At 75.5% G+C, this 12,003-nt stretch carries 9 protein-coding genes; 1 reads left to right on the top strand and 8 read right to left on the bottom strand.

Annotated elements, in window-relative coordinates; all coding sequences use genetic code 11:
* Positions 1-2: 2 nt before the first annotated feature.
* The 4 genes from EAH89_RS05050 to EAH89_RS05035 form a co-directional block, all read right to left on the bottom strand.
* Positions 3-1,040, bottom strand: a complete 1,038-nt coding sequence (locus EAH89_RS05050) for an ABC transporter substrate-binding protein (RefSeq protein ID WP_140881707.1) — start codon at positions 1,038-1,040, stop codon at positions 3-5.
* A 108-nt stretch (positions 1,041-1,148) separates the two neighbouring features.
* A complete protein-coding gene (locus EAH89_RS05045) occupies positions 1,149-2,021 on the bottom strand; it encodes a transglutaminase family protein (protein ID WP_140881706.1) in 873 nt (290 codons plus the stop codon).
* Complete coding sequence (locus tag EAH89_RS05040) at positions 2,018-4,474, bottom strand: circularly permuted type 2 ATP-grasp protein (protein ID WP_140881705.1); 2,457 nt, start codon at positions 4,472-4,474, stop codon at positions 2,018-2,020. Before EAH89_RS05040 ends, EAH89_RS05045 begins: the two co-directional genes overlap by 4 nt.
* Entirely contained in the window at positions 4,471-5,307 is an 837-nt protein-coding gene (locus tag EAH89_RS05035) for a transglutaminase family protein (RefSeq protein ID WP_140881704.1), read from the bottom strand. Before EAH89_RS05035 ends, EAH89_RS05040 begins: the two co-directional genes overlap by 4 nt.
* A gap of 201 nt (positions 5,308-5,508) precedes the next feature.
* On the opposite strand from EAH89_RS05035, the gene EAH89_RS05030 reads away from it, so the two are divergent.
* A complete protein-coding gene (locus tag EAH89_RS05030) occupies positions 5,509-6,525 on the top strand; it encodes an ABC transporter substrate-binding protein (RefSeq protein WP_140881703.1) in 1,017 nt (338 codons plus the stop codon).
* Between the two features lies 1 nt (position 6,526).
* Here the strand turns inward: EAH89_RS05030 and EAH89_RS05025 are convergent, their stop codons facing one another.
* Genes EAH89_RS05025 through EAH89_RS05010 form a run of 4 tightly spaced genes read right to left on the bottom strand, consistent with a single transcriptional unit; the run spans position 6,527 to position 11,935 of the window.
* Positions 6,527-7,240 (bottom strand): metallophosphoesterase, encoded by a 714-nt coding sequence (locus EAH89_RS05025; RefSeq protein ID WP_140881702.1) that lies wholly within the window; start codon positions 7,238-7,240, stop codon positions 6,527-6,529.
* Positions 7,237-8,685: a cryptochrome/photolyase family protein gene (locus EAH89_RS05020; RefSeq protein WP_140881701.1), complete on the bottom strand. Its 1,449-nt coding sequence runs from the start codon at positions 8,683-8,685 to the stop codon at positions 7,237-7,239. Before EAH89_RS05020 ends, EAH89_RS05025 begins: the two co-directional genes overlap by 4 nt.
* Positions 8,682-9,377, bottom strand: a complete 696-nt coding sequence (gene pdeM / locus EAH89_RS05015) for a ligase-associated DNA damage response endonuclease PdeM (RefSeq protein WP_140881700.1) — start codon at positions 9,375-9,377, stop codon at positions 8,682-8,684. The genes EAH89_RS05020 and pdeM overlap by 4 nt, the downstream gene beginning before the upstream one ends.
* A complete protein-coding gene (locus EAH89_RS05010; RefSeq protein ID WP_140881699.1) occupies positions 9,374-11,935 on the bottom strand; it encodes a ligase-associated DNA damage response DEXH box helicase in 2,562 nt (853 codons plus the stop codon). Before EAH89_RS05010 ends, pdeM begins: the two co-directional genes overlap by 4 nt.
* Between the last annotated feature and the right edge of the window lie 68 nt (positions 11,936-12,003).

Genomic DNA, 12,003 nt, shown 5'->3' with positions numbered 1-12,003 from the left:
GATCAGCCGATGCGGCGGTCCGCCGCGGGGGGCAGGAAGCGGTCGGTGAACATGTCCGCGACCTTCGGCGGGTTCGCGACGCCGTAGGCCTCCGCGTTCACGCGGATGAGGGTCTCGGCGCGGGCGCTGTCGAGCACGCCCGTGCCGCCGGCCTTGACGTTCGGCGTCAGGATGGAGCGCTCGTAGGTCATGCCCCAGCGGCGCTTCTCCAGCGCCTCGTCGAAGAGCGCTTCGCGCTTCTTGAGGGCGGCCATGCCGGCGTCGGGCTCGGCGATGAGCATCTTCAGCCCCTCCACCGAGGCGCGCACGAAGCCGGCCGCCACCTGCGGGTTCCGCTCCAGCCACTCGGCCCGGGCGACGAGGGCGCTGCCGTAGATGTCGAGGCCGTTCTCGGCGTAGGGCCAGGCGACGATGTCGCTCTCGGCCGTGCCGAGGCCGACGAGGTTGAAGTAGGTGGTGAAGAGGAAGCCCGTCACCGCGTCCACCTGCCCCTGGGCGAGCATCGTGTCGCGCAGGTTGGCCGCCATGCTCGTCCAGCGGATGCCGGACGCCTCGATCCCGGCCACGCGGGAGAAGGCCGGGAAGAGCATCCGGCTGCCCTCGCCCTCGGGCGCGCCGAGGCGCTTGCCGGCGACGCCCTTCGGCGTGGTGATGCCCGACTTCTTGAGGGTGATCAGCGCCGCCGCCGTGCGGTCGAGCACCTGGTAGAAGGAGACGAGGCGCTTGTCCGGGTTCTCGGCGTTGAACTTCACGAGGGTCGAGACGTCGGTGTAGCCGATGTCGTAGGCGCCGGAGGCGACCTTCACGGTCGTGTCGCCCGAGCCGAAGCCGCGGTCCATGCGGAGCGCGATGCCCTCGCGGCGGAAGACGCCGCGGTCGTCGGGCAGCGCGAACATGGCGTGGTTGCCCTGCAGCGCCCAGTCGAGCGCGAAGCGCACGGGCGCCCCGGCCTGGGCCAGGGCCGGCGAGGAGAGGGACGCGGCGAGGGGCGCGGCCAGCCCGGCGGCGCCGGCGGCGAGGAGGGTGCGACGAGCAAGCATGGGCGGCGTTCTCCTGGGGATGCCGGCTTCGGGGATGCCGGGACGTGGCGGGCGCCGGTATCGCCCGGCGCGGAGCGGTCGTCCATGCAGGAACGGTGCCGGATCGGTTCAGCCCGAAACGGAAGCCGCCTCCTCCATGTCCACGCCGACCGTGACGCTGTGCCTCCCCCCGCCCAGGATCACCCCCAGCAACGGCGAGACGTCCCCGAAGTCGCGCCCCCAGCCGAGCACGACATGCTCGTCCGCGACGAAGAGGCTGTTCGTCGGGTCCATCTCGATCCAGCCGGCCTCCGGGCCCATCCAGGCCGCCACCCAGGCGTGCGACTGGTCCGCCCCCACCCGCTGCACGCCCCCCGGCGCGGGCCGCGTGCGGATGTAGCCGGAGACGTAGCGGGCGGGGATGCCGAGCATGCGGAGCCCCGTGACGAGCAGGTGCGCGAAATCCTGGCACACCCCGGCCCGCCGCCGCAGCACCTCCTCGACCGGCGTGGAGACGGTGGTGACCCCCGCCCGGAAGGCCATGTGGTCCCGGAAATGCGCGATCAGCCCGACCGCCGCCTCCCCCACGGGGCGCCCGGGCGTGAAGTAGGGGGCGAGGAAGGCCCGCGCGGCCTCGACCGGCGGCAGGGTCGGGCTGGGGAAGAGGAACTCCGCGGCCTCCGCGTAGCCCAGCGCGAGGGCCCGGATCGCCTCCCAGGGCGGGGTCGCTGCCGGCAGGGGCGGGGGCGCCGTCACCTGCACGGTCGATTCCGCGGTCACCGTCAGCCGCGCGTGCGGCCGGTCGAGGTAGAGCCAGGCGCTGGGGTTGCCGAAGTGGTCGATCCCCTCCGTCCGCCGCGCCGGCGGCGGGTCGCAGTCGAGCGCCGCGTCGAGCACGCGCTGGCGCGGAAGCGGGCGCGGCGTGAGGTGGAGGAGGTGCGTCGCCATCTCCACCGGCAGCTCGTAGCCATAGGCCGTGACGTGGCGGAGGCGGTAGATCACGCCGCCCCCCGCACCGCGCCGCGCGCGGGCGCCTCCGCCGTGTCGACGCCGAGCAGCCGCGGCGGCGCGACGAGGGTGAAGTAGCGCCGCCCGATCGCGTCCGAGAGCGCCCCCACCGATTCCTCGAGCGCGAGGAGGCGGGGCGAGAGGAGGGTCGCGGCCGTGGCCCCCTCCGCCGCGCCCGCGACCTCGGCCGCCATGGCCTCCCCCTCCAGCCGCAGGCGCCGTGCCCAGGCGGAGAGGCTGGGGTCGCCGCCGCCCTCCACCCCCGCCAGCAGCGCCTCGGCGGCGGCGAGCTGGAAGACGAGGCCGCGGGGGTTGGCGGGGTCCGCCATCACGAGGTCCAGCGCCGGCGCCGGCTGCAGGAGGTGGAGGTAGCGGGTGCGGTAGGTGATGACGGAGTCGCAGAGCTCGAGCGCGAGGGCCAGCGCGCTCTCGACCCGCGCCGGCGGCTCGGCCAGCAGGTGGCCGAGCAGGGCCGCGACGCTCGCCCCCCGCTCCAGCCGCCGCCCGAGGTCGAGGAAGCTGTGGGCGCCGCCGCGCACCATGTTCTCGGCGGCCACCCCGGCGACGCCCGAGGCGTAGCGCACGAGGCCGCCGAGGGCGGCGCCGAGCGCGGCCGGGGTCGAGGCCTCCATGAGGGCCGCGCGGCAGTCGCGCAGCGGCAGGGTGAAGGCGGCGTGCATGTCCCCGGTCAGCCGGTCGCGCGTGCCCTCCACCAGCCGCGCGACCTCCCCCGTCAGCCGGTGGACCCGCCCGCCCTTGCGCCCGGCCTGGAGCATGGCGCGGCGGAGGGCGGCGTCGTCGCCGGAGGTCGGAAGCTGCTCCTCCGTGATCAGCTTCGCGTCGAGCAGGCAGCGCGACAGCGCCGCGACCTCCGCCAGGTCCCGCGGGAGCATGGGCGCGCGGTCGAGGCGGGCCATGGTGGCGCGCATCAGCCGCGCGGAATCGTCCAGCCGCTCCACGTAGCGGCCGAGCCAGAAGAGGTTGTCGGCCACGCGGGAGGGAAGGTCGCCCGCCGCGCGGCGGATCGCGAGGGCCGGCACCTGCAGCGCGGCGGGACCGCGGATCTCCGCGCCCTCCTCGGACAGCACCCAGACGTCCTTGGAGACCTCGCCGCCGCGCCCCTCCGCGTCCGCCACGCGCGCGACGCCGCCGGGCAGGCAGCGCCAGCCGGCGCCGTCGTGCAGGAGGAAGAGGCGGAGCGCGACCGGCCGCGGCTCGAGCCGCTCCCCGACGAGGGTGGGGGCCAGCGAGGCCGCGGGGCGCTCGACGGCGGCCCAGCCGCGGGGGTCGCCGGACAGCGCCTCCGCGCCCCGCCCCGCCTCGCCCGCGGCGCGCAGCGCGAAGCCCGTGGGCGCGGCGGCGTAGCGCGCGAGGGAACCGGGGTCGCCGAGCCAGAGGGTGCCGACCGAGGGGAGGGCGAGCTCCTCGCCGAGGAGGTCGCGGCAGAGGGCGGGCAGGAAGGCGGGCAGGGCCGGCGCCTCGGCCAGCCCCGCGCCGGGGTGGTTGTGCACGACGAGGTTCCCCGCCCGCGCGGCGTCGAGCAGCCCGGGCACGCCGGCCGCCGTGCGCCCGCCGAGCTCCAGCGGGTCCAGCAGCGCCCCCGGCACGCGGGAGAGCAGCACGCGCACCGGCTGCAGGCCGCGGAGCGTCTTGAGGAAGAGCGCGCCGCCCCGCGCGGTGAGGTCCCCCGCCTCGGCGAGGGCGCAGGAGAGGTCGCGGGCGAGGGTGACGTGCTCGGCCCAGTGGGGATGGCCGACGCCCGGCGTCAGCAGCGCGACCGTCGCGGCGCCCGCCGGCTCCCCGCCCACGGCGCGCTGGAGGACGTCCCGCCAGGCGTCCATGAAGGGGCGCAGCGGGCGCATCTGCACGGCGCGGGCGCATTCGGGCAGGGTCCGCGCCATGTGGGAGCGGTTGGCGTAGGCCTGGGCGAGGCCCTCCATGCCGACCACGCTGTCCCCGGCCACCCGCCAGGCGCCGTCCGCCCCGCGCAGCAGGTCCGCGGCGTAAAGGTGCAGGAAGGGGCCGGGCACGCCGTTGCAGCAGGGGCGGAGGAAGGCGGGGTTCGGGAAGACGAGCTCCGGCGGGATCGCCCCGCGGCCGAGCAGGAATTGCGGGCCGTGGAGGTCCTCCAGCACCGCCTCCAGCAGCCGCGCGCGCTGCGCGAGCCCCTCGGCCAGGGCCGCGAACTCGGCGCCGTCGAGGACCAGCGGCACGGGGTCCAGCCGCCCGGCCGCGCCCCGCCCGCCGGGCGCCGCGCCCGGCGCCGCGTGGGAGGGCAGCAGCCCCGCCGAGCCCTCCTCCTCGAAGGCGCGGTCGAGCAGGCGGGCGCGGGCGACGAGGCCGCCCTCGGGAAGGCTGGAGAGGGCGCCGAGCAGGCCCCGCCACTGCGGGCGCACGCGGCCGCCGCCGTCCACCATCTCGTCGACGGAGGCCTCGGCGGCGGTCACGCGGGGACCAGGGAGAGGGAGGCGGAGAAGGCGACGCCGCAGGCCTCGTGCGTGCCGCTAACGGGCGCGGCGAGGCGCGGGTCGGAGGCGGCGGAGAGCGGCAGGTGGAACTCGGCGGCGAGCAGCCCGGAGGTCGGGTCGAAGCCCACCCAGCCCGCGCCTGGCAGGAAGGCCTCGGCCCAGGCGTGCAGCTCCGCCGTGCCCTCGTTCGTGTCCAGCAGGTAGCCCGAGCAGAAGCGGGCGGCGATGCCCATCGCGCGGAAGGCGTGCACGAGCAGCCAGCCGGTGTCCCGGCAGGACCCCTCGCCGCGCGCCACCACCTCCTCCGCCTCCCAGACGCCGGGCTCGTCGCGGCGGATGTAGCGGATCTCGCCGGCGACGCGGCGGGCGAGGGCGAGGAGGGCGGGGATGGTCTCCTCCCTGCCCGGGGCGGGCCGGGGCACCAGCGCCGCCAGCCCGGCGCCGGCCGCGGGCGGCCGGAGGTTCGGCGCGAGCTCGGCGGCGAGGAGCGGCTCGTAGGCGAAGGGCCAGCGGTCGGCCCCGCCCTCGAGGAGGAAGGCGAAGGGGTTCACCGGCACCAGCTCCGCCTCCAGCGCGGCGGTGATGGTGAAGCTCTCCACCCGGCCGTCGAAGACGGCGAGGGACTCCGGGTTGCCCTGGGGGTCGCGGCGGTGGAGCAGGCGGTGGTTCCCGGGCTCCACGGTCAGCGCGTGCCGCCGGATCACGGCCGGGGCGTGCGGCGCCGGCGAGAGGCGGATCGTCTGCGGCCCCAGCAGCACCGGCCGGTCGTAGCGGTAGGTGGTGACGTGGGTGAGGAGGACGGCGCTGGCCATGCGGGCGGTCGGGGACCTTCCTGGTCGGGGCGGCGCAGCATAGCTGCCGGGGCGGCGGGGGATAGCCCGGCGCGGGACCCGCGATGGTCACGCCCCCGCAAAGGCTTTTCTGGCCAGCGGGGATCGCGCCGTGCCATCACGGGGGCACGCGCATCGCGGCGGGCCGGGGCCCGCCGGCGGAACCGGCCACGGAGAGAAGCCATGGGCACCAAGTACGTCATCCAACGCCGCGCCCTGCTGGCCGGCGGCACCGCCCTCTCGCTCGTGGCCGTGCCCGGCGCGCGGGTCTCGGCGCAGGTGCTGGACAAGGTCTCGTTCCAGACGGACTGGCGCGCCCAGGCCGAGCACGGGGGCTACTACCAGGCCGTCGCGGCCGGGATCTACCGGCGCTACGGGATCGATTGCGACCTCCGCCAGGGCGGGCCGATGCAGAACCCGGCGCAGCTCCTCGTCGGCGGTCGGGCGGACATGATCATGTCCAACCCCTTCCAGGCCCTGAACTACGTGCGGGAGAACCTGCCCTTCCTCTGCATCGGCGCCATCTTCCAGAAGGACCCGATGATCCTGATGAGCCACGAGGAGGCGGGGATCGCGGGCTTCGAGGGGATGCGCGGCAAGCCCATCATGATCAGCGCCGCGGGGCGCGTGACGCACTGGCCGTTCCTGCGCAGCCGCTTCGGCTTCACCGACGCCCAGATCCGCCCCTATACCTTCAACCTGCAGCCCTTCATGGCCGACAAGGGCGCGATCCAGCAGGGCATGGTCTCCTCGGAGCCCTTCGCGGCGATGCAGGCGGGCGCCAGGCCCCGCGTGCACCTCCTCGCCGATGCCGGCTACGAGGCCTACAACACCACGATCGACATCTCCGCGAGGATGGTAGCCGAGAAGCGGGACCTCGTGCAGCGCTTCGTCGACGCGACGGTCGAGGGCTGGACCGAGTACATGAAGGGCGCCGACATCGGCGCGGCCAATGCGCTGATCCAGTCGCAGAACGCCGAGATGCCCGCCGAGAAGATGGCCTACGGCCTGCGCGTGATGCAGGAGCGCAAGATCGTCACCGACAACGAGGCCGCGACGCTCGGCGTCGGCGCGATGACGCACGAGCGCTGGGACCGCTTCTACGCGACCATGCGGGACAACGGGGTCTATCCCGCCGGGCTCGACCTCCGCCGCGCCTACTCGCTCGACTTCGTCAACCGCCGCATCGGCGTGGCCTAGCTCACCAGGGGAGGTCCACCCAGGAGAGGTGGCCTCCCTTGCCGGCCCCCGTGTCCATGAAGACGGCCGCGCCCCCGCCGGCGCCCACCTGCATCAGCGGGCGGCCGTTGGCGCTGCGCACCTCGTGCCCGCAGTAGATGGTGAAGCCCTGGGGGATGCGGTCCACCCAGTCGTGCAGGCGCTCGGGGTAGCCGTCCTCGCGCACGCGGCTCGTCACCTGGCCGAAGAGGGCGCGGGGCACCAGGCCCTCGGGCTTGCGCGCCCCGGCGTCCGGCGGCGGGGGCGCGTGGAGCATGCGCGGGTGGAAGCCGCCGTGGACGAAGAGGCGCTGGTCAATGCGGAGCCATGCCGGGGCGCGGCCGATCTCGGCCACGGCGCGGCGGCGCAGCGCCTCGCCGTCCTCGGCGGCGTCGATCTGCTCCAGCGTCCGGCCCAGCCCGCTCGGCTCGATGCGCAGCGCGGCCCCCTCGAGCGCCCGGCGCAGCTTGTGGTCGTGGTTGCCGAGGATGAAGACGCCGCGCCCCTCCGCGCGAAGGGCGAAGGCGCGGCGCAGCACCCCCGGCGCGTCTGGGCCGCCGTCGGTGAGGTCGCCGAGCTGGATGAGGAAGAGCCGCTCCGCCTCGGCGCCGTCGGCCGCCGCGTGGAAGGCCGCGGCCTCCCCGTGGACGTCGCCGACGACGCGGATGCCCTCGAAGCGATCGCGGAGCTCGCTCAATCCGCCGCCTCCTCCTCGGGCAGCTCGCCGCGGGCGGTGGCGCGGAGCGCGGCCAGGGCGCGGGCGCGCCCCTCCGCGTGGCCGACCACCGGGCGGGGATAGGCGGCCTCGGTCAGCCCCGCCGCGCGGCGGATCTCCTCCGGCGCCTCCCAGGGGCGGTGGACGAAGCGCGACGGCATCGGCGCCAGCTCCGGCACCCAGCGGCGCACATAGGCGCCCTCGGGGTCGAACTTCTCGCCCTGGGCGATGGGGTTGAAGACGCGAAAATAGGGCGAGGAATCGGTGCCGCTGCCGGCGATCCACTGCCAGGAGGCGCCGTTGTTGGCGGGGTCGGCGTCCACCAGCGTGTCCATGAACCAGTCGAAGCCGTCCTGCCAGGGCTGGAGGAGGTGCTTCACCAGGAGGGAGGAGGCGACCATCCGAACGCGGTTGTGCATCCACCCGATCCGCCAGAGCTGGCGCATCCCCGCATCCACGATCGGATAGCCGGTGCGCCCGCGATGCCAAGCCGCCAGCAAGTTCCGGTCCGGGGCGAAGGGGAAGCGCGCGAAGGGGGCGCGGAGGGCGGTCTGGGTGATCTCCGGCCGGTGCCAGAGGAGGTGGTGGGAGAACTCCCGCCAGAGGATCTCGCGCAGGAAGGGCACCGCCTCCTCGCCGCCGGCCTCGCGCGCGGCGTGCCAAACCTGCCGGGGCGAGACCTCCCCCCAGCGAAGATGCGGCGAGAGGCCGGAGGAGCCCTCGACCGACGGGTCGTTGCGGCGGGTCGGGTAGTTCGGCAGGCCGCCCGCGGTGAAGCGGGCGAGGCGCTCGAGCGCGCCCGCCTCGCCCGGGCGCCAGGCGGTGCCGAACTCCGCGGCCCAGTCGGACTGAGGCGGGCGGGGAAGGAGGTCCAGCGCCGCGAGCGGCAGGCCCGGAGCGGGAGGCGCTAGCCCGCGAAGCGGCGCCGGCGGCTCGATCGGCGCCGGCGGCTCGCCCCCGGCGAGCACCTTCCGCGCGAAGGGGGCGTAGACCGTGTAGGGCCTGCCCGCGCCCGACAGGATGGCGTCCGGCCGCAGCAGGTGGGTGGAGGCGTGGAGGTTGAGCCGCCGTCCCCCCGCGAGGAGCCGCGCCGAGAGCGAACTCTCCTGCGCCCGCGGCCAGGGCTCCACCAGCCAGCCGGCCTCGATGGAGGCCGCGCCGGTCCGCTCCGCGAGGTCCGCCAGCAGGGAGACCCCGTCGCCGCGCAGCAGCAGCAGCGGCGCCCCGCGCGCGGCGAGGTCCCGCCCGAGCGCCGCGAGGCTGTGGTGCAGCCACCAGCGCGCCGCGCCCCCGAAGGCGAGGCGCCCGGCCGCCGCGTCGTCCAGCACGAAAACCGGCAGCACGGGTCCCTTGGCCGCGGCGACCAGCGCTGGGTTGTCGGCGAGGCGAAGGTCCTGGCGGAACCAGAGGATAGCCGGCGCCGTCATGCCGTGCTCTCCGCCCGGCGCCGCATCGGGGCGAGCGGCACGCTGAAGAGGCGGTCCGCCCCGAGCAGGAAGACCCGCCCGCCCCGCGGGAACAGCCCGCCGAGCGCCGGGTCGCGCATGTCGAGCCCGCCCGTGTAGGCGCCGAAGGCCGGCAGGATGACGCGCCGTCCGTCGGTGGCGAAGCAGGGGCGGCTGACGGGCCCGGCGCGGGTGGGCAGCGTCGCCTTGGGGTGGAAATGCCCGCTCAGCTCGCCGGCCGCGCGCGGGTCGGCCTCGTGGCGGAAGGTGAGGGGGCCGTCGGTCAGCGCCTCCGTGGCGATCCCCGGCAGGCCGACCGGCGCCACGGGGTCGTGGTTGCCGAGCACCCAGACCACCTCGGCCACGCCGGCGAGGAGGCGCCCCAGCGCCGCGCAGTCCGCGGGCGCCATGCGCTGGCAGCCCCCGGCGTCGTGGAAGCTGTCGCCCAGCAGGACGAGGCGAGCCGGGGCGTAGCGCCGGACGGCGAGGGCGAGCTTCGCGAGCGTCTCCCGCGTGTCGTAGGGCGGCACGAAGAAGCCGCGCGCCGCGAAGTGGCTGCCCTTCTCGAGGTGGAGGTCGGAGACGACGAGGGTGCGCTGGGCCGGCCAGGCGACGACGCCGGCGGGGTCGAGCATCAGCCGCTCGCCGGCCAGGTGCAGGGGCGCGGGCGTCACGGCGCGGCGTCCCCGCCCGGCAGGCGCGCGCTCCGCACGAAGCGGCGCAGCGGCGGGCGGCGTTTCCGGTCCTGTCTTCGCGGGCGGTCCACCACCCCGGAACGCACGCGCAGGCCTTCCGTCACCTCGGAGAGCACATCCGCGAAATGTTCGGCGCCCCCGGTGGCGTCGTCGACCAGGGCGGCGGCCTCGGCCAGCAGCGCGTCCTCCGCGCCGCCGGCGACCCATTCGCGCCCCTCCTCGATGAGGGCGGGCACGGCCAGCGGCGAGACGCGGTCCAGCCGGCGGATGCGGATGGCGCCCCGGACGCGCGCCAGCAGCGTCGCGATGCGGCCGACATCGGTCAGCCCCGTGGCGGCCTCGGCGCGGGTGGCGCGGAGGAGGATGTGGTCCGGCTCGTGCCGGCGCAGGACGTCGTAGATCAGGTCCGAGTTCATGCTCATCTGCCGCCCGGATTTCTCCGCGCCAGGGTGGTTCTTCTCGATGAGGCCCGCGATGGTCGCGATGTTGCGGAAGGTGCGGCGGAGCATGGAGCTCTCCGCGATCCATTCCTCCAGCTCCTCGCCGAGGATGTCCTCCTCGAACAGCCGCTCGGGGTCGGTCGGCTCGAAGGCGCTCCAAGTCGCGAGGACGTAGTCGGTGCCAAGATACCCCATGGGGCCGTAGCCCATCCGCTCCATCCGCTTCGTCACCAGCATGCCCAGCGTCTGGTGCGCGAGACGCCCTTCGAAGCAGTAGGCGACGAGGAACCAGCGGCCGGCGCGGGGGAAGACCTCGATCAGCATGCCGTCGCGCTGCGGCAGCTCGGAGCGGCGCTGCTGCAGGCGGAGCCAGTCCCGCACCGGCTCCGGCAGCGCGCGCCAGCGGCGGGGATCGGCGAGGATGGAGCGCACGCGCAGCGAGAGGTTGGTCGAGAGCGGCATGCGCGACCCCGCGTAGGCCGGCACGCGCGGCTCCCCCTCGCCGCCGCGGGTCACCACCATCGTCAGCGCGTCGATCCCCTCGTAGCGGAGCGTCTGCCCCGCGAAGATGAAGCAGTGGCCGGGCTCGAGCGTGGAGGCGAACCACTCCTCGACCTCGCCGAGCACGGGCCCGCCGCGGAGGCGCACCTTGAGCATGGGCGTGTCCACGATGGTGCCGAGGTTCATCCGCGCCTGGCGCGCAACCTTGAGGTCGCACACGTGCACCAGCCCCTCCGCGTCGCGGAAGAGGCGGCGGAAGCGCTCGTAGGCGCGCAGCGCGTAGCCGCCGTCCTCGACGAAGCGCAGCACGTCGTCGAAGTCGCGGCGGGAGAGGGTGGCGTAGGCGCCGGCGCGCGTGACCTCGGCGTAGAGGTCGTCCGGCCGGAAGGGCGCCTGGCAGGCCATGGCGAGGAGGTGCTGCGCGAGCACGTCGAGCCCGCCCGGGCGCGGCGGCTCCCCGTCCAGCTCATGCGCCCGCACCGCCTCGGTGGAGGCGACGCACTCGATCACCTCGAAGCGGTTGGCGGGCACGAGGACGGCGCGGGACGGCTCGTCCATGCGGTGGTTCGCCCGCCCGATCCGCTGCAGCAGCCGCGCGACCCCCTTGGGCGCGCCGACCTGGATCACCTGGTCCACCGCGCCCCAGTCGATGCCGAGGTCGAGCGAGGCCGTGGCCACCACCGCCCGCAGGCGCCCCGCCGACATCGCCGCCTCCACCTTGCGGCGCTGCTCGATCTGCAGCGAGCCGTGGTGCAGGCCGATCGGCAGGTTGCCCTCGTTCAGGCGCCACAGCGCCGCGAAGATGAGCTCCGCCTGGGCGCGCGTGTTGACGAAGACGATGGTGACCGCGGCATCGGCGATCCGCGCCAGCACCCCGGGCGCGGAGGCGATGCCCATGTGGCCGCCCCAGGGCAGGTGCCCCTTCGGCAGCAGGAGGTCCATCACCGGCTCCGCGCCGCCGCGGCCGAGGACGAGGCGGACGTCCTCGGCGCGGGCCGTGGGCGAGAGCCAGGCGCGGAGCGCGTCGGGATGCGCGACCGTCGCGGAGAGGCCGACGCGCCGCAGCCCCGGCGCCAGCGCGTCGAGCCGCGCCATGAGGAGGCAGAGCTGGTCGCCGCGCTTCGTGCCGGCCATGGCGTGGGCCTCGTCCACTACGACCGCGCGCAGCCCCCCGAAGAGCTCCGGCGAATCGGGGGAGGAGAGAAGAACGGCGAGGCTCTCGGGCGTGGTCAGCAGGATCTGCGGCGGGCTCTCGCGCTGCCGGGCGCGCCGGTTCTGGGGCGTGTCGCCGGTGCGGGTCTCGATCCGGACGGGCAGGCCCATCTGCTCCACCGGATCCATCAGGTTGCGCGCGATGTCCACCGCCAGCGCCTTCAGCGGCGAGACGTAGAGGGTGTGCAGCCCCTCCCGCGGGCTCGCGTGGAGATCCAGCAGCGTCGGCAGGAAGCCGGCCAGCGTCTTGCCGCCGCCGGTCGGCGCGATCAGCAGCGCGCTCTCGCCCGCCCTGGCGGCGCGCCAGAGGGCCAACTGATGAGGGCGCGGTGTCCAGCCGCGCGCGGCGAACCAGCCCGCGAAGGGTTCCGGCAATGTTCCCATGGGCCCCCGGTATATGGCATGCAATGGCGCGGCGGCGAGGCCCCGCCCCGCGCGAAGACCGCTGAAAG

The sequence above is a fragment of the Muricoccus nepalensis genome, from assembly GCF_006438825.1.
GTDB lineage: Bacteria > Pseudomonadota > Alphaproteobacteria > Acetobacterales > Acetobacteraceae > Roseomonas > Roseomonas nepalensis.
This window is presented reverse-complemented; position numbering and strand designations above follow the sequence as displayed.